This is a genomic window from Motilibacter deserti (assembly GCF_011250635.1).
Classification (GTDB): domain Bacteria; phylum Actinomycetota; class Actinomycetes; order Motilibacterales; family Motilibacteraceae; genus Motilibacter_A; species Motilibacter_A deserti.
In genome coordinates, this window is sequence record NZ_JAANNP010000002.1 from 353,313 (window position 1) to 371,163 (window position 17,851).

Annotated in this window: 12 protein-coding genes and 1 pseudogene; 8 read left to right on the plus strand and 5 right to left on the minus strand. The window is 75.8% G+C overall.

The window, feature by feature from the left end:
• Positions 1–92: 92 nt before the first annotated feature.
• The 4 genes from G9H71_RS06625 to G9H71_RS06640 form a co-directional block, all read right to left on the minus strand.
• Complete coding sequence (locus G9H71_RS06625) at positions 93–1,043, minus strand: DUF4397 domain-containing protein (RefSeq protein ID WP_166279890.1); 951 nt, start codon at positions 1,041–1,043, stop codon at positions 93–95.
• Positions 1,040–3,103, minus strand: coding sequence for a thioesterase domain-containing protein (locus G9H71_RS06630; protein WP_166279892.1), 2,064 nt, complete (start codon positions 3,101–3,103; stop codon positions 1,040–1,042). The genes G9H71_RS06625 and G9H71_RS06630 overlap by 4 nt, the downstream gene beginning before the upstream one ends.
• 177 nt (positions 3,104–3,280) lie before the next feature.
• The gene (locus G9H71_RS06635; RefSeq protein ID WP_166279894.1) at positions 3,281–4,717 is read right to left on the minus strand and encodes a lipopolysaccharide biosynthesis protein; all 1,437 of its coding nucleotides are present in this window, start codon (positions 4,715–4,717) and stop codon (positions 3,281–3,283) included.
• 119 nt (positions 4,718–4,836) lie between these two features.
• On the minus strand, positions 4,837–6,600 hold the full coding sequence (locus tag G9H71_RS06640; protein WP_196791743.1) for a family 16 glycosylhydrolase: 1,764 nt from the start codon (positions 6,598–6,600) through the stop codon (positions 4,837–4,839).
• Positions 6,601–6,801: 201 nt separating this feature from the next.
• Between G9H71_RS06640 and G9H71_RS06650 the strand changes: the two genes are divergently transcribed.
• The 4 genes from G9H71_RS06650 to G9H71_RS06665 all read left to right on the plus strand — a co-directional run bounded on the left by G9H71_RS06650 (position 6,802) and on the right by G9H71_RS06665 (position 12,003).
• Entirely contained in the window at positions 6,802–7,782 is a 981-nt protein-coding gene (locus G9H71_RS06650; protein ID WP_231134281.1) for a glycosyltransferase family 2 protein, read from the plus strand.
• Positions 7,779–9,179 carry a family 16 glycosylhydrolase gene (locus G9H71_RS06655; protein WP_166279898.1) on the plus strand — a complete coding sequence of 467 codons (1,401 nt, stop codon included), beginning with the start codon at positions 7,779–7,781 and terminating at the stop codon, positions 9,177–9,179. Before G9H71_RS06650 ends, G9H71_RS06655 begins: the two co-directional genes overlap by 4 nt.
• A 72-nt stretch (positions 9,180–9,251) precedes the next feature.
• Entirely contained in the window at positions 9,252–11,228 is a 1,977-nt protein-coding gene (locus tag G9H71_RS06660) for a hypothetical protein (RefSeq protein WP_166279900.1), read from the plus strand.
• A 55-nt stretch (positions 11,229–11,283) separates the two neighbouring features.
• Positions 11,284–12,003, plus strand: coding sequence for a hypothetical protein (locus G9H71_RS06665; RefSeq protein WP_166279902.1), 720 nt, complete (start codon positions 11,284–11,286; stop codon positions 12,001–12,003).
• 17 nt (positions 12,004–12,020) lie between these two features.
• On the opposite strand, the gene G9H71_RS06670 is transcribed toward G9H71_RS06665, so the two are convergent.
• Positions 12,021–12,725, minus strand: a complete 705-nt coding sequence (locus G9H71_RS06670; protein WP_166279904.1) for a serine O-acetyltransferase — start codon at positions 12,723–12,725, stop codon at positions 12,021–12,023.
• A 422-nt stretch (positions 12,726–13,147) separates the two neighbouring features.
• Between G9H71_RS06670 and G9H71_RS06675 the strand changes: the two are divergent.
• From G9H71_RS06675 to G9H71_RS06690, 4 genes and pseudogenes are all read left to right on the plus strand, one after another.
• Positions 13,148–13,894: pseudogene (locus G9H71_RS06675) on the plus strand (glycosyltransferase family 2 protein); the annotation flags it as partial.
• Between the two features lie 337 nt (positions 13,895–14,231).
• Complete coding sequence (locus G9H71_RS06680) at positions 14,232–15,431, plus strand: glycosyltransferase family 4 protein (RefSeq protein WP_166279906.1); 1,200 nt, start codon at positions 14,232–14,234, stop codon at positions 15,429–15,431.
• Positions 15,428–16,630 carry a glycosyltransferase gene (locus G9H71_RS06685; RefSeq protein WP_166279908.1) on the plus strand — a complete coding sequence of 401 codons (1,203 nt, stop codon included), beginning with the start codon at positions 15,428–15,430 and terminating at the stop codon, positions 16,628–16,630. Before G9H71_RS06680 ends, G9H71_RS06685 begins: the two co-directional genes overlap by 4 nt.
• Positions 16,631–16,641: 11 nt before the next feature.
• Positions 16,642–17,850 carry a cysteine desulfurase family protein gene (locus tag G9H71_RS06690; RefSeq protein WP_166279910.1) on the plus strand — a complete coding sequence of 403 codons (1,209 nt, stop codon included), beginning with the start codon at positions 16,642–16,644 and terminating at the stop codon, positions 17,848–17,850.
• Position 17,851 lies beyond the last annotated feature (1 nt).

Sequence of the window (17,851 nt, forward strand, 5' to 3'; positions counted from 1 at the left end):
CGCGCCGGCTCGGCCCCTGCGGGCACGGGCACGGGTGCCGCCGGGACCCGAGACGGCGGTCCCGCCGCGAGCCGACGCCCGGTGGCGGCCCGTCACGACCGCCGCAGGCCGGTGGCCGGACGGCGCCGGCGCGTCAGCACGAGGGCGCCGCCGAGTGCCACGGCACCGGCGAGCGTGGCGATGCCGGCCGGAGTGGCGGGCCCGCCGCCGGCTCCGGCAGCGGGCTCGGAGCCGGGGGCGGGCAGCGCCGCGCCCGTCAGGCTGGGGCCGTAGCCGGTGTTCACCCCGCCCTTGGGCATCGCCGCCGAGCCCTCGCTGTCCACGACGGCCGCGACCCGCAGCGTGCCCGCGCCCTTGCCGTCGAGCACGAGCACCGAGCTCACCCGCCCGGCCGGGACGTCGACCGTTGTGGTGAGCGGCTTGGCGCTCCCGCCGCTGGGGGTGACGCGGAGCGTCCAGCGGCCGGCGGGGACCGTCGCGTACCCGGTGGAGGTCCCGAAGGCCGTGTCCTGGGCGAGCAGCGGGCCGCCCTGGGCCCGGACGTCGACGCTGTCCGCCCGGGTGGAGGCCTGGATGAGGCGGACGCGCCCCTTGCCCGCCGCCGGCGCGATCAGGTCGTCGCTCAGCACCTTGGTCGTGAGGTCGGCCTTCAGCCCGACGGCCGCGACCGTGTAAGCCTTGTCCGCCCCGACCTTCGCGGTCGCGGACAGCACCGGTGTGCTGTCGCCCGCCGCCCCGGCCCAGCGCATCGTCGCGGTGTACGTCCCCGCCGGCACCGCCTGGTACTTGCTGACGTCGCCGTACCCGACGCTGCGCAGCACCACCGGCCTGGCGCTCCCGTTGAACGGCGCCAGGTAGACGTCCACCTCGGGGGTGTCGGGCGACAGGTGGGCGAGCCGCAGCCACGCCGTCCCTGCCGCCGGTGCGGCCGAGGCCGGCGCGAGAACGGCCAGCGGGGCGACGCCGAGGCCTCCGGCGAGCAGGAGCGTGGCGACGCGGGGGACGCGGCGGCGCACGGTCGGGGGGAGCGGGTGCGTGGTCACGAGTCCTCCGTGGGGGTCGCTGGCGAAAAGCCGAAGTCGGGTTCGTCCGTGGGGTCGTCGGGGGGCGGCAGCAGCCCGAGCGGGCTCGGTGCGGCGAAGGTCACGACCAAGCGGCCGGCGGCGAGGTCGAGCCGGGGGGAGTACGGCGCCGGCTGAGCGCGCAGCACGTCGAGCAGGCGACGCGTGGCGGGGGTCTGCCCCGCGACCTGCCGGCCGTCGACCGCGGTCACGGTCATGGAGCGGGCCGGTGCCGTCGCGGGCTCGCCGGGGGCGGAGGGGAACCCGGCCAGCCGTAGTCGCTGCTCGCCGAGGGCGAGAGCGAGCACGGTGAGCACCCGGCTGTCGACGCGGCCGGCGGCCAGGGCCCGCAGTGCGGCGGGCGGTGCGTCCAGCCGCGGGTTCTGCGCGAGCGCCGAGCCGGCCTGCACCCGGGCTGCGGTGTCCGCGCGCTGGGCGTCGGTCGCCGCGGTGCTGCCGGACGCCTCGATACGGCGGATCTCTACCGGGCCGTCCGAGCTGTCGAAGACGGCCAGCAGGCTCGAGTTGCGGACCGCGGCGAGGACGCCGATGTCGGCCGCGGCGTTCTCGGCGCTCACCGGTGTCCCGACGGTGCCGGTGGCGCCCGCCGGGCCGGCTGACGCGAGCCTGGCCCGCAGCGCGGGCGTCACCACGACGGCGTCGAAGCCGCGCCAGCTGCGCGCATCCCGGTCGCTCCCGTCCACGTCGGCGTAGCCCGCCACTGCCCCGGGCCGGTCGGCCGCGACGAGCTCGGGCAGCAGCGCCTCGTCCGTGACGACGCGGGCGTCGGGGGGAAGGTCGGACAGGACCCAGGCCGCGGCCGAGCGGTACGCCGCGTCGGCGTCGCCGTCCAGCAGCGTCCGCAGGGCCGGGGCCCAGCTGACCGCGGCGGCGAGCACCGCCAGGCAGGCGGCGAAGCCGACGCAGAGCGCTGGCAGCCAGCGGCCCGCCGCGTGGTCCGGGCGCTGCCGGGCCCGGCGCGCCTCGGCGACGACCACGCCGGTCACCAGGACGGCCGCGACGGGCAGGGCCGGCACGACGTGCGCCGGCGGCGCGCCCGTCGTGAAGGGCACGAGCAGCAGCACGGAAAGGAGCACGGCCAGCGGGCGCAGGTCACGTGCGCGCAACGCCAGCAGCGCTGCCACTGCCGTCGCGACGGCGAGGACGGGGTCTGCTGCGGCCCACTCGCGTACGCCGTCGAGGGCCCGGCCGGCGCCGAGCCCCTCGGCGCCCGGTGCGGGCCAGGGCCAGCCCTGCCGGCCCCGAGGCCACAGGGAGTAGGCGCGGGCGGCAGCCGCGTAGCCGCCGCCGGCGGCGAGCAGGACGGCGGTGGGAACGAGCAGGACGTGGCGGCGGCCGGGGCCAGCGGCGCGCCAGGCGAGCCAGCCGGCCACGGGGACGGCGAGCACCGTGACCGGGGCGGTGAGCACGGCGACCGCCAGCGCGGCGGCCGACGCGGCGAGCCGGAGCGGGAGGCGCGTCTGCCCGGCCGCGAGGACGAGCGCCACGAGCATCCACGGCGTCGCCGCCCCGGCAGCCGTGACCCGCCGCGACTCCTCGACCGCGAGCGGGGAGAGGGCGAGCACGAGGCCGGCGCCGAGTGCCGCGACGCGGGGCAGCCCGACCCGGCGGGCGAGCAGGACGGTGAGCGCGACGGCCGCCACGTGGAGCACGAGCAGCGCCTCGCGGCCTGCGCCGAGCGCTCCGTCCCAGCCGGGCAGGGCCGAGGCGATCGCTTCCCACCCACCTACCTGCAGCGCCGCCAGCGGCGGGGCGTCGAGCCGGCCAGGGCCGAGCCCGTCCCCCTGGGCGACCGCGTACGCGGAGGCGGCGAGCGCTCCCTCGGCGGACGTGCGTGCGGGAGCCCTGGCCAGCCCGATCGCCGACACGACGCCGGCGGCCGCGCTCACCGCGAGGACGAGGAAGAGGTCCCGTCGCGCGGTCCCACGCGGCGAGCCGCCGGGCGCCGGGCCCGCCGGTGCAGGGCCGGAGGGGGCCCGCCCCGGGCGCATGTGCGCGGGGCTGGGCGCGAGGGCCGTCACCGGTGGCGTCCCCGGGCCTCGGAATGGGGCACGGAACGGGGCGCGGAACGAGGCGCGGCCGCGGCCGGGCAGGCCGGAAGGAGGGCGTTCTGCACACCTCCGGTTCGGCACGGCACGGCTCGCGGATGCCCCGGCGCGGCATCCGGCACACAACGTTGACGTTGCGTGCCGCAGTCGTTACCGCCCGTCGGGATGCTGCCGGTGCAGCGGCTCGGCGAGCCCCGCCAGCAACGCGCTGTCGTCGTCCACCAGCCCGCCGGCCGGCGTCTCGACCGGTAGCCCGACGACCCCGCGGGCCCGCATGTGCTGGGGAGGGCGGCGTACCCGTCCGGGCTGCCCGGCACGGGCCAGCGGGACGGCGAGGACCACGGCCTCGGCGGCCAGCACGAGGACCCAGGCGACGACGAGGCCGAGCGTCCCGGAGTGCAGGGCGCCGAGGGTCGCGCCGGCCACCTCGACGACCGCCCCGAGCAGTACGACGCCGGCTGCCTCGGTCGTCCGGCCCTGCACCCGACGCAGCGCCACGTAGTGGTCCTTGACGATGAGCGGGATGCCGGCCAGCACGATGACGCGCAGCTCGGTGAGCCCCTCGGCCGCGTACGCGTCCCCGAACGTCGCGAGGATGGGGCGGGCGATGGGGTAGAGCACGACGCAGGCCGCGAGGCTGGCCGCCACGCCGAGCGGCAGGGTCAGCCGCATGCGCTTGACCAGCTCGCGCTCGTCCGCGTCGGCCGCCGCGAACAGGCCGATCGCCATCGCGTACGGCAGGACGAACACGAAGCCGGCGACGAGCCGGACCGTCGAGAAGTAGCCGTTGTCCGTGGTCGAGAGCACCAGCGTGACGACGAGGGAGAGCAGCAGCGGCGGGGCCTGCAGCGCGAGGTTGAGCGCGTGGTGGCTCGCCGCGGCCCGCTGCAGCCCGCGCAGCGTCCTCAGGTCGACCAGCCGCCTGGTCTCCTGGTGCTGCAGGCCGCCCCGGGTGCGCCACATGACGATCGGCAGCGAGACCAGGGTCCCCAGCGTCCACGACAGGTAGATCGCCATGCCGCCCTCGGCGCCGCCGAGGGAGAGCAGCAGCAGGAAGCCGATCTTCGTGACGCTGGCGATGACGTTGCGCTCGAGCTGGATGAGCCCGCTGCCGAGCGCGAGGACCGCTTGGTCGAGGACCAGCGTCATCCCGGTGAGGGCTACGCCCACCGCGAAGAGCAGCGCGACCTGCGGGCTCGATCCCACCGCCGCGAGCTCGTCGGCGCCGACGAGCTGCGCGCCCACGGCGAGCGCGAGCCCGAGGACGAAGCTCACCGCCGTCGACAGGGCGAGCGCAGTGCGGACGAGGAGCCGGCGCCGCGAGAGCGCGACCCGGGTCATCTCGCGGATGAGCAGGGTGCCGAGGCCGAGCATGCCCACCGAGCCCAGCAGCTGCATCGCCGACGTCGCGGCGCTCGCGAGGCCGACCGACTCCACGGAGAAGCGGCGGGCTGCCACGGTCCAGTAGACGAAGCCGAGCACGCTGGTGATCGCCTGCGTCCCTACCAAGGTGGCGGTGACCGCGGCGACCCGCTCGAAGCCCTTCAGACGGTGGAGTTGGGCGACGGCCCTTGCACTAATCGGCATTCCTGCTTCCTGGTTCTGCCACCGCGATCGGGGTCACGGTCAGGCACGGGGCATGCCCCGGGAAGCCGCGCCGGAGGCGGCCGGTGCACATGCTAGGCGCACCGGCCATCCCCGGCCCGTCAACCGCTGATGCTGACGCGGTCCACCACGAGCGAGGCGGGAAAGGCCGTCGACGCGTCGGGCGCGCCGCCCCAGTCCCCGCCGACCGCGAGGTTGAGGATGAGGTAGTACGGCTTCCCGACCGGCCATTGCTGGCCGGAGCGCATGTCGGCCCGGGTCGCCGTGAAGTATTCGCGGCCGTCGACGCTGAAGGTGACGTAGTTGGGTGTGACGTCCATCGCGTAGGTGTGCATCCCCTCGGCGAGCCGGGCGCCGGTGTCGTGGCCGAGCCCGACGTCGGAGACGCGCTGGTCGCGCCAGCCCAGCTTGTCCGCCGCGTCGCCGAGCCCGTGCAGGTGCCCGTAGACCGTGGTGGGCTGGCCGCCGAGGTACTCCATGACGTCGAGCTCCCCGCACCGCGGCCAGTCGACGGCGTCGATGTCCGAGCCCAGCGCCCAGAACGCCGGCCACAGCCCCTGCCCGGCGGGCACCTGCATGCGCGCCTCGACCCGCCCGTAGGTGAAGGTGAGCCGGCCCTTGGTCTCCAGGCGTGCCGAGGTGTAGCCCTGCGCGCCCCACTGGTCGGCCCAGCGCTCCTTGCGTGCGGTGAGGACGAGGCGGCCGTTCCCGTCGAGCGCGCTGTTGGTCCGCGAGTCGGTGTAGGCCTGCAGCTCCCCACCGCCCCAGGGGCCGCTGCCCACGCGCCGGCCCCAGACGGCGGCGGGCGCCGACCCGGCCGCTCCCTCGAACTCGTCCGTGAAGGCCGTCCCGCCACCGGACAGCGGCCCGGCGGTGGTGACCTGCAGCGCGTTCACCAGGGTCTGGCCCCGGCGGGCGACGAAGCGCAGCGTCAGCTTCCCGCTCGTCACGGGCACCACACCGGTCACGTGGTAGGCCCACCAGCCGCGCGCCGTGGCCACGATGTCGACCCCGGTGGCGATCGCCACCGGGGCCCCGTTGCCGTCGGCGGCGGTCACGTCGAAGACGCGGTCGCCCGGCTTCGCGCCGGTCGCGTCGGAGAGCAGGAGGTCGACGGCGTAGCGGGCAGCGGCGGGCACGGTGACGGTCCACGACGTCGCGCCCTGACGTGCGGACTTGTAGAGCGCCTCGCTCGCCGAGCCGGCGATGCCGCCCCAGACCGGGACCTGGCCGCCGCCGGAGAGCCCGGTCGCGGGTGACCACACCGCGCCGGTGACGTCGGTGACGGGGCTGGTGCCCGTGGTCTGGCGGGTCGTCCAGCTGCCCGGCGCGACGGCCGTCGGGGCGGCCGGCGCGGGAGCGGCGACCGGCGTGGCTCCCGGGGCCGCCTCGAAGGAGAGCGCGTCCAGGTGCAGATTGCGGTCGCAGCTCGCCCCGCGCACGTCGTTGACGTAGCGGACGGCGACCGAGTGGCTGCCGGCGGCCCAGCTGCCCGTGACGCGGTACGTCGCCCAGCTGCCGGCCGCGCTGACGGTGAGGGTGCCGACGACCCGCCCGTCCACCGTGACCTCCGCCTGCGGGGCGCCCAGGCACTGGTCGCCACGAGCCGTGACGAGCAGTGCGGCAGCCTGCACGGAGGTCGTGACGGTGCCCCTGGCACTGTCGGGTGACCAGAGGAAGAGCTCACGTCCGCCGGACGCGGTGGGGTCGGCGTACGTCGTGCCGCTCGCCGCGGGCAGGGCGAGCGCCTCGGCTTCGACGGCACCCGCCGTCGGAGCCGCGACAGCGGACGCGGCGGGCAGCAGGGCCGCGAGGACGGGCAGGGTCGCGAGCGCGGTCACGCGACGGGCGAAGGCGGGGTACACGGCCGGAATAGTCGGGCTGCTGGCTGTCCGGCTTGAGCCGATGTCCGATCTTGATACGCAGAGTTTGCCGAGCGCTGGGCCACTCGGTCCATGCGCGCGAGCCGCGCCCATCCGCCGGGCGCCCTGCTCCGAACTCCATGTGGAGGGGCGCAACGTCGCGCGCCGTCACGCCGACCCACCCACCCCGACCCAGGAGGCTGCATGCCCCCGAGCCCGGCCGCCCCGGGAATGGAGCCGCAGGCCGTGGCCCTTCCCGAGCTCGACGCCCCGGTGCGCCCACGCGACCTCGGCGTCGTGGTCTGCGCGTACACGCTGGACCGCTGGGACGACCTGGTCGCCGCCGTCGAGAGCCTGCTCACCCAGGTGGAGCCGGTGGGCGAGGTCGTCGTGGTCGTCGACCACAACGAAGCACTGCTCGAGCGGGCTCGCGCGCGCTGGCCGGAGCTCGCGGTGGTCCCGAACGCGGGTCAGCAGGGGCTGTCCGGCGCGCGCGACACGGGCGTCGCGGCCACCAGCTCCCCGGTCGTCGCGTTCCTCGACGACGACGCCGCCGCGGCCGCGGACTGGTCCGGACGGCTCGCCGACGCGTACTCCGGCGGGCCCGTCCTGGGGGTCGGCGGGCACATCGAGCCGGCTTGGCCGGCCGGGCCGGTCGGGCGGCCGAGCTGGTGGCCGCCGGAGTTCGACTGGGTGGTCGGCTGCTCCTACCGTGGCCTGCCAACCCGCCGGTCGCCCGTCCGCAACAGCATCGGCGCCAACATGAGCTTCCGGCGCAGCGTCCTGGACGCCGTCGGCGGCTTCGCCGGGTCGATCGGACGCGTGGGCACGCGTCCCACCGGCGGCGAGGAGACCGAGCTCTGCATCCGCGCCCGCAGCCGCTTCCCGGGGGCCGAGGTCGTGCACGAGCCGGCCGCCGTCGTCCGGCACCGGGTCACGCCCGAGCGGGCGACGGTCGGCTACTTCCGGCGCCGCTGCCTGGGCGAGGGGCTGACCAAGGTGCAGGTCGGCCGGCTCGCCACGCACGACGAGGCTCTGGCGAGCGAGCGGGCCTACGTCGTCCGGACCCTGCCGGCCGGCTTCCTGCGCGGGCTCGCCTCCGGGGACCCACGGCGGGGCCTGATGGTGGTGCTCGGGCTGGCCTGGACGGGCTGGGGCTACCTGGTCGCACGGGCGCGCGCGTGAGGGCGGCCGACGCCTCCGCCCCCGCCTCCGCCGAGGCCGTCGCCGGCCCGGCGCCGGACGCGGCCGGCGGGGCGGCGCACTGGGCGCCGGCCCGGCGCCGGCGTGGCCTGCTCGCCGCGCTGCTCGTCGTCGCGCTGGTGGCGGCCGGCCTGGCCTGGTGGGGCAGCAGCCGCCCGGCGCCCGCCGACCCGACGGGCTTCGTCAGCCGCTCCACCGCCGCCAGCACCGTGCTGACGGACGCCGCGGGCGGGCGCTGGCTGCCCTCGCCCGGCCTGGTCGGCGGCGTCGAGAAGCAGGTGGCGTCGAGCGTGCAGGGGACGGCCAACCCCGCGCTCTACCAGCACTACCGGGAGGGCGTCGCCGAGTGGTCCGTGCCGGTCCCCGGCCCCGGCCGCTACGCGGTCGACGTCCTGGTGGCCGACTTCGAGCCGGCGCGGACGGGCGCACGGGTGTTCGACGTGCGAGTCGGCGACCGCGTGCTCGCGGAAGGGTTCGACCCGGCGGCGCTGTCCCCGGACGGCACCCGGGCGCTGCACGTGACGGGCATGGTCGACGTCGAGGGGGACAAGCTGCAGGTGTCGTTCGACGCCCTCGCCGGGAAGCCGATCGCGAGCGCGCTCTCCGTGATCGGGGTCGGCCGCACGGCCGAGACGCGGGCGCTGCTCGACGAGGGCTTCGAGGGGCCGGCCGGTGCCGATCCTCCGGCACCCTGGAGCCGCGCCACCGGGCAGGGCGGCGGGGGGGAGCTGCAGTCGTTCACCGACGACGCCTCCAACAGCGCCCTGGACGGCAACGGCGCGCTCGCGGTCGTCGCACGCAAGGAGCCGTTCCTCTTCGACGGCGGCAGCACCGACTACACCTCGGCCAAGCTCACCACCGAAGGCTCCTTCGCCTTCACGTACGGGCACGTCGAGGCCCGCATCTCGCTGCCGGGCGGCCGCGGGCTCTGGCCGGCCTTCTGGGCGGTCGGCGCGGACCGGGCGCAGGTCGACTGGCCGCGCAGCGGTGAGTACGACGTGATGGAGGTGCTCGGCAAGGACCCGACCGTGGTCCAGGCGCACGTCCACGGGCTCGGCGACGACCAGGACCCGCGGGGGTGGCGGGACCAGCCCGTCAGCAGCCTCGGCCTGGGCTTCGACACCGGGCAGCCGCTGACCGACAGCTGGCACGTGTACGCGGCGGACGTCCAGCCCGGCGCGATCACCTTCAGCGTGGACGGGCGGCCGTACTTCACGGCGGCGGCCGTGGACCAGCGGCCGGGCCAGGACTGGCCCTTCGACTCGCCCTTCTACCTCATCCTGAGCATGGCCATCGGCGGCGACTGGGGCGGGCCGCCGGACGGGGAGACGGAGTTCCCCGCCCGCATGCTGGTCGACCGGGTCCTGGTGACGTCGTAGAAGATGGGTACGTGGACTCCCGCTGGTGGCCCTTCGGTCGAACCGCCGGCCCAGCAACACCCTGTGCGTCATGTGGCCATCCCCGCCGGGCGCACGAGCACCTCCGGCGCGGCTCCGACTGCGGGCTCTGCGACTGCGGGCGCTTCCGGCGTCGCCGTCGGGGCTGAGCCGCAGTTGCCGCTCGACACGCCCGACGCCCTCGGCACCGGGATCGAGCCGGCTCCGGGCGCGGCCGTCGACGGCGAGCCGGGGCCGAGCGGCCGTACGCTCACCGGCCCGGTCACGCTGCTCATGGCGCTCGGGCTGCTGTCGGTCGCCTGGGCGGCCTCTCGCGGCCGGGCCGGCGACCCGATCAGCTCCACCGAGGTCTTCTACTGGGCCGGGCTGGGGCTGGTCTTCCTGCCCGTCGCCGCCCGGGTGCTCTGGGGCCGGACCCCGGCGCGCGAGCGGCTCGTGCTCTCGGTGCTGCTCCCGCTCGCCCTGCTGGGCACCCGCGCGCTGCTCTACCCGACGCAGTTCGTCTTCCACGACGAGCTCGCGCACGCGAACACGCTGCGGGTGATCCAGAACACGGGGCACCTGTTCGGGGTCAACGCGCTGCTGCCCGCCTCGTCGTCCTACCCGGGCCTGGAGATCGCCACGTCCGCCGTCGAGGCGCTGACCGGGCTGCCCGACCGCCCCTCGGCGCTCGTCGTCATCGCGGTCGCACGCATCGTGATGACGCTCGCGCTCATCGGGGTGATGGCGCGGGTCAGCGGGTCCATGCGGGTGGCCTGTGTGGCCGCGCTCGTCTACACGTGCAACCCGCAATACCTGTTCTTCAATTCGCAATACTCCTATCAGACGTTGTCGCTGCCGCTGGCGATCCTGACGGTCTACCTCATCGTGACGCGCCGGGGAACGGGCTGGCGTGCCGCCGCTCCCGCCGCCTTCGCGCTGGCGTCCGTCGTCGTCACCCACCATCTCACCGCGATGCTGCTCGTCGGCGCCCTCGCGGTCTGGTGCGTGCTCGAGGCCACCCTGCGCGGCCGTACCCCCGACAGCAAGGCGCTGGCCTGGCTCACCGGGCTCGGCGTGCTGCTCGTGGTCGCCTGGGCGGTCCGGCCCGGCAACACCGTCACGTCCTACCTCGGAGCGATCGCCGAGAACTCCGCGTCGGAGGTGTCGAGCCGGGTCCAGGGCGGGGAGTCGCGCGAGCTGTTCTCCGACGGCAGCGGCGAGACCACGCCGCAGTGGCAGCAGGCCGCGCTCGTCGCGAGCCTCGGCCTGATCTGCGCGGCGCTGCTGCCCGCCCTCTGGCACGCGCGGACCGTCTGGCGGCGCCGGGTGGCGTTGGCCGTCTTCCTCTGCGGCATCGGCGCGCTCTACCCGATCATCCCGGCCGGCCACATCACGCCGGCCACCTCCGAGGTGACCGACCGCTCCTCGGGCTTCCTGTTCGTCGGCACCGGCCTGCTGCTCGGCAGCTGGCTGGTGGCGCGCTGGCGGCTGGCGCGCTGGGCCCCGGCGATCGTGGCCACGCTGCTCGTCGGGGTCGTCTTCGTCGGCCAGACGATCCTCGGCTCCGGCCCGCGCTGGTCGCGCGTCCCCGGCCCCTACCTCGTCTCGGCCGACTCGCGCAGCGTCGACGCCGACAACATCGCCGCGGCACGCTGGGAGGCGCGCAACCTGCCTCCCGGCGAGCGCGTGCTCGCGGATCGCGTGGGCCGGCTGCTCGCCGGCGCCATCGGCGGGCACCACCCGGTGACGCACCTCGGGGACCGGATCGACGCCTCGCAGGTGCTGCTCGGCCCCGAGTTCACCGACCGGGACCGGGAGCTGATCCGCCAGGGGCGCATCGCCTACGTCGTTGTCGACCTGCGCGACGCGACCGGCCTGCCGCGCATCGGCGTCTACTACGAGAACGGCGAGCTGGGTGGAGAGGGCAGGACCGAGCCGGTGGAGCGCTCCGCGCTGACCAAGCTGGCGGCGGTCAGGGGCGTGCAGCGGGTCTACGACAACGGCTCGATCGTGATCTACGACGTGAGGGCGATCCGTGACGGCGACTGACACTCCGGCCCCGGCGCCCGCTCCCCGGGAGCCGCAGCACCTGGGCCGTGGGCCCGTGCACCGCCCCACGGCCGCACTGCTCGCCGTCGCCGCCGCACTCGTGGTGGCGGCCGTCGTCCTCGCGCTGCTGGAGGCGGGGGCCGCGCTGCGCGGGCCGGTCACGGCCGCGGCTGTGCTGGCCACGGTGCTCGGGGCCGCGCCACGAGGCAGCGGGCGGCGTCACCTGGTCGTGTCGGCCGGCGGTGCGCTGCTCGTCGGGGCGGTGCTCGTCGGAGTCGTCCTCGACGTGCTGCCCGGCGGCATCACCCGTGCCTCGTGGGCGGTGTCCGCGGGGCTCCTGGGTCTGCTGGCCCTCGCGATGGCCGCGCGGCGCGGCACCCCGGCGGTGCTCCCACGGCTGCGCCGACTGCCTCGCCCCGGCACCGGTACGACGTGGTACGTCGCGGCCGCGGCGGTCGTCGCCGCCGCAGCCTGGGTGTCGGTTGACGCGGCGCGCGACAGCGAGCGCGCGCCCGTTCAGTTCGCTCTGGAGAACGCACGGGCCGGCAGCGTCGAGGTCGTCCTGACCGCGTCGCAGCGCTCGGGGCCGTACGACGTGGTCGCGGTCGCGGGGAAGAGGTCGACCACCCTCGAGCGGGACGTCGTCGTGACGCCCGGCCTGCCGCTCCGGCTGACGGTGCCCGCACCCGAGGGCGAGCGTGTCGTCGTGCGGCTGCTGCCGGGCGACGACCCCGAGGGCAAGCCGCTGCGCACGCTCGTCGTCGACCCGAGCTGAGGCCCGGCGGGCGGTCCTCAGACCGTGCCGCTGCGCTTGGCCAGCGACTCGAGGCGGGCCGGGTCCTCGTCGCAGCCGGGGTAGACGACCTGGTCGAAGCTGCCGCGGCCGGAGTGGACACGGGCCGGGATGCCGTACGCCACCGCGCGGTCCTCCAGCGACCGGGTCACCACGGCGTTGGCCCCGATCACGACGTCGTCACCGATGGCGATCCCCCCGGTGACGACGGCGCCCGGCCCGATCCACACCCGGTCCCCGACCCGGGGAGCGGCCTTCTCGCCGCGCCTGCCGCTCCGGCCGAGCGTGATGCCGTGCGTCAGGTTGCAGTTGCTGCCCATGGTGACGGCGCCGATGATCGTCGTGCCGTGGTGGGCGATGTGCAGGCCCGGGCCGATGTCGGCGTGCTCGTTGATGCGGATGCCGCTCGTCATCTCCGTCAGCCGGGACAGCGCGAAGTGCGCCAGCCGTCCCGCCATGCGCAGCGCCTGTCCCGTCTCCGTGCGCGGCTCGGAGAGCACGACCGCGCGGCCGAACCGGTAGACAAGCGTTGCTTGCAGCCCGGGACACACCACGATGGCGCGCAGGACCTCGGACCGCCCGCCGTCCGCGACACCCTCGCCCATGCCGTCGAGCCGGAGCATGTGCACGTAGCGCGCGATGTCCGCGCGGGCCGCGGCGACGGCTCCGGCTCGGAGCGAGGGTCCGCGCTGCAGACGGAGCACGAGGCCTCCGGGGTGGCTAGAGGGCAGGAAACAGGGGCGAGAAAGCAGTGGCAGGGCCCGAGGCGGGGCAGCCCCTGGCTGCCCGGTCCGAGCAGGTGGGGGAGGCGCGGCCGGGGGCCTGTGACTCCCCGTGCCCGTGACGGGTGCGTTCTGGGATCGGCCTCATCCTAGCCGCGGGGCGGCGACTGCAGGCATCGCGAAAAAGCACTCGTCCAGCCCCCATCCGGGCTAGTCCATGCTCCGAATCTCCTGTGGGGCTTCTCCTGCCGCGCAGTGTCGCGCGACTCCCACCGCCCACGACGGCCGGTGGCCCGGGGGCCACGCCTCCCGCTCGACAACCCGACCGTACCCAGCCCAGGGGGACGCACGTGCTCGATCCCGACGGACGGATGTCCACCACGGACTCCTCAGCCTTGTCGGCCATGCGGGTCCTGGTGACCGCCGCCCGGCGCGACCTGGACCCCTCCGGGCCCACCGTCAGCGTCGTCGTGCCGGCCATGAACGAGGCCCGCAACCTGCCGTGGCTCGCGAAGCACATGCCGCGCGGCGTCGCCGAGATCGTCCTCGTCGACGGGAACTCCGTCGACGACACGGTCGACGTCGCCCGGAGGCTGTGGCCCGACGTCCGGGTCGTGACGCAGACCCGGCGTGGCAAGGGCAACGCGCTCGCCTGCGGCTTCCACGCCGCGACCGGCGAGATCATCGTGATGATCGACGCCGACGGGTCGATGGACCCCGGCGAGATCCCGTACTACGTGGACGCCCTCGTCGCCGGCGCGGACTACGCCAAGGGCAGCCGGTTCAGCTCGGGCGGTGGCTCCAGCGACATCACGCGCGTGCGCGCACTGGGCAACCGCGCCCTCAACACCTTGACCAACTCGCTGCACGGCACGCGCTACAGCGACCTCTGCTACGGCTACAACGCCTTCTGGCGGCGGATCCTGCCGGTGCTCGCGCTCGACCCGGGTGAGCCCGGCGAGGCCGCTGCCGAGCGCCGCTGGGGCGACGGCTTCGAGGTCGAGACGCTCATCAACATCCGGGTGCACACCGCGGGCCTGCAGATCGCCGAGGTGGCGTCCTTCGAGTCCGAGCGGCTCTTCGGCACGAGCAACCTCAACGCCGTCTCCGACGGCCTGCGGGTCCTGCGGACCATCGCCATCGAGAAGCGCGACGTGCTCAGCGGCGCCCGGGTCCGCGCGCTCGGGCTGGCCGCGGCCCGCCCGGTGCCTGCCCCTGTGCCGATCCCCGCCGAGGACCGGCTCGTGACGCCCGGGGTGGTCGCACGCGAGCTCAGCGAGATCGGGGCGATGCAGGAGGTCGACGTGGACGAGCTGGACGAGCCGGAGGTCCGCTCACACCTCATCGACCTCACCGCGCGCGACGTGCCCGCCGCTCGCGCGACCCAGCTGCGCGCCGAGGACGGCCGTGGAGACGTGGCCGTCTGATGGCCGACCTGAGCTTCCCTGATCTACGTTTCCTACTGATCGCACCGCCCCGGTGGGCTGCGTGACCACCGACACGCCGCCTCTGCGCGTGCTGCAGCTGGCCGCGCGCTACTTGCCGGACCTGGGCGGCATCGAGACCCACGTCCACGAGGTCGCGCGGCGGCTCGCCGCCCGGCCCGGTGTCGACGTGACCGTGGCGGCCTCCGACCGCACTGGCACGCGCCCCGGATCCGAGCGTGTCGAGGGGTTCGACGTCCTCCGGCGACGGGCCTGGCCGCGCGAGCGGGACTACTACGTGGCTCCCGGCCTCGCCCGGGTCGTGCGCGACGGCCGTTGGGACGTCGTCCACGTCCAGGGCGTGCATACCGCGGTCCCGCCACTGGGGATGCTCGCCGCGCTGTCGGCGCGCGTGCCGTTCGTCGTGACCTTCCACACGGGGGGCAACTCCTCGGCGGCGCGCAACGCGGCTCGCAGTGCCCAGTGGCGTGCGATCGCGCCGTTGCTCCGGCGCGCCGACCGGCTCATCGCGGTCAGCCGCTTCGAGCGGCGCCTCTTCGCGGGGGCGACCGGGCTCGACGAGTCCGAGATCCTGGTCGTGCGCAACGGCGGCGCGCTCCCGGAGGTGCCGGCCGGCGTGCGGCCGGTCCCCGGCCGGGTCGTCTCCAGCGGCAGGCTCGAGCGCTACAAGGGCCACCACCGGGTGATCGAGGCGCTGCCGGCCCTGCGCCTGCTCGTCCCGGAGGCGCACGTGCACGTGCTCGGCGCGGGCCCGTACGAGCATGAGCTGCGCACGCTCGCCCGGCAGCTCGGCGTCGGTGACGCGGTCGAGATTCGGTCCGTGCCGCCGGGGGACCGGGCCGGCATGGCCCGGAGCCTGGCGGAGGCGTCCGTGTTCGCGACCTTCTCCGACTACGAGGCGCACCCGGTCGCGGTCATGGAGGCGCTGACCCTCGGCGTGCCCGTCGTCGGCACCGATGTCGCCGGTGTCGCCGACCTCGTCGAGGACGGCCTGGTGAGCGGGGTCGGGGTCGGTGCTCCCGCCGAGCAGGCGGCCCGGCTGCTCGCCGAGGCGATGACCGGGCCGCGCTCGCGCCGGCAGGTCGACCTGCCCACGTGGGACTCGGCCGCTGACTCGCTGGAGGCGGTCTACCGCGACGTCGTGGCCTCCCGCGCGCGCCTCGGTTCACCGAAGCGCAGTACGGCGAAGAAGGCTTCGCTGAAAAGTCTTGGTAGAGATGCGCGGCGCGAGGAGGCTGCATGACCGCGGAGGCCTGTGCACCGGCGGCCGCCTCGACGTCGGGCAGCCCGCTGCGTGTGGTCCACGTGGTGCCCGGGCTGGCCCCCGGTGGGGCGGAGAACCAGATCGAGTACCTCGTCACCCGGGGAAGCACGTCCGCGCAGGTCGTCTGCCTCTACCTCATGGGCGAGATCGGCGTACGCATGGCGTCCCGGGGCGCTCGGGTCGACCTGCTGGGCATGGAGGGCACGGCCAAGATCACCGCGCCGTTCCGGCTCGCCCGGCAGCTGCGCGCGCTGCGGCCCGACGTGGTCCACGTCCACCTGCTGAGCGCCCAGCTGTTCGGGACGCTGGGCGCACGGCTCGCCGGCGTGCCGGTGGTCGTGTCGAGCGAGCACTCGATCATGGGGGACTCGCTCGAGGGACGGCCGAAGACCCCGGCCCTGCGCGCGGTCTACCGGGTGCTCGAGCGGCTCGCCACGCACACGGTCGCGGTGTCCGCCACGACGGTGGAACGGCTGGCCGACTGGGGCGTCGACGGCCGCCGCGTCACGCTCGTCGACAACGCCGTGGACTTCCCCGCCCTCGCCTTCGACGCACAGGCGCGTGCCGAGGCCCGCGAGGAGCTCGGCCTGCCCCCCGACGCACAGGTGATCGGCGCCGTCGGCCGGCTCGACCCGGTCAAGCGGCTCGAGCCGCTGCTGCGCTCCGTGGCGCCGCTGCTGCGCCAGCGGCCGGCCGCGTACCTCGTGATCGCCGGGCACGGGGCCCTCCACGCCCAGCTGGCCGCGCTCGCCGACGAGCTCGCCGTCGCCGGCCAGGTGCGGCTGCTCGGCGCGCGCCGGGACGTGCCCCGGCTGCTCAACGCGTTCGACGTGCTGGCGAGCCCCTCCCGCGACGAGACGTTCGGCATCGCGGTCGTCGAGGCGCTGGCCAACGGGCTGCCGGTGGTCTACGGGCAGTGCCCGGCGCTGGACGACGACGGGCTGCGGCCGGAGTGGGCCGTCCACATGCCGGAGGGGCTGTCGGCCGCGGAGGAGGAGGAAGCCCTGCGCGCCGCCCTCACGGACGCGCTGGACGGCCGGTCCCGCCACGAGGTGCCTGCCGCGCTGTCCGCCCGCTACGGGCTGCCCACGATGCTGGCCGCCACCGAGGGGCTTTACGCCCGGCTGCTCGCTTCGTCGCCCCGGACCAACAAGGGGCGACGGCGCAACGGCGCCTAGACTCGCCGTCGATGGCATACCTCGACCACGCAGCCACGACGCCGATGCTGCCGGAGGCGGTCGCGGTGATGGCGTCCCTGCTGCCCACCGTCGGCAACGCCTCGTCCCTGCACGCGGCCGGCCGGCGCGCCCGTCGCGTCGTCGAGGAGTCCCGCGAGCAGCTGGCCTCGGCGCTCGGCGCCCGCCCCAGCGAGGTCGTCCTGACCTCCTCGGGGACGGAGGCCGACAACCTCGCGGTCAAGGGGCTCTACTGGGCGCGCCGCCGCGAGGACCCGCGCCGCCGCCGGGTGCTGGTCAGCGCGGTGGAGCACCACGCCGTGCTGGACGCCGCCGCCTGGCTGGCCGAGCACGAGGGCGCCGTCGTCGAGGTGCTCCCGGTCGACGCCGTCGGGCGCGTCGACCTCGCGGCCGTCGCCGCGGTGATCTCCGCGGACCCGGCGTCCGTCGCGCTCGTCAGCGTCATGTGGGCCAACAACGAGGTCGGCACCGTCCAGCCGGTCTCCGAGGTCGTCGCCCTGGCCGCCGAGCACGGCATCCCGGTGCACGCGGACGCGGTCCAGGCTCCCGCGCAGGTTCCCGTGGCGTTCACCGGGAGCGGCCTCGCGGCGATGACGGTGACGGCGCACAAGCTCGGCGGGCCGATCGGGGCCGGAGCGCTCCTGCTCGGGCGCGGCGTGCCCCTCGCCCCGCTGCTGCACGGCGGCGGCCAGGAGCGCGACGTGCGCTCCGGCACCCTGGACACGCCTGCGGTCGCGGCCTTCGCGACGGCCGCGTCGCTCGCCGTCGAGCGCCGGCCCGAGCGGGCCGCGCGCCTCGCCGCCCTGCGCGACGACCTCGTCCGCCGGGCGATCGAGCAGGTGCCCGACGCCATGGTCAACGGCGACCCGTCGCCCGCCGGCCGGCTGCCCGGCATCGCCCACCTGTCCTTCCCCGGCTGCGACGGGGACTCCCTGCTCATGCTGCTGGACGCCCGCGGCATCGAGTGCTCGACCGGGTCGGCCTGCTCGGCCGGCGTCCCGCGCCCCAGCCACGTGTTGCTGGCGATGGGCATCCCCGAGGACCGCGCCCGCGGGTCCCTGCGGTTCAGCCTCGGCCACACGTCCACGCAGGCCGACGTGGACGAGGCGGTCGCCGCCCTGGCGCCCGTCGTGGAGCGTGCACGACGGGCCGCTACGCCCGCGAGCGCCCGCCCCGCCGTCGCCGTGCCCGCAGGAGCCTGAC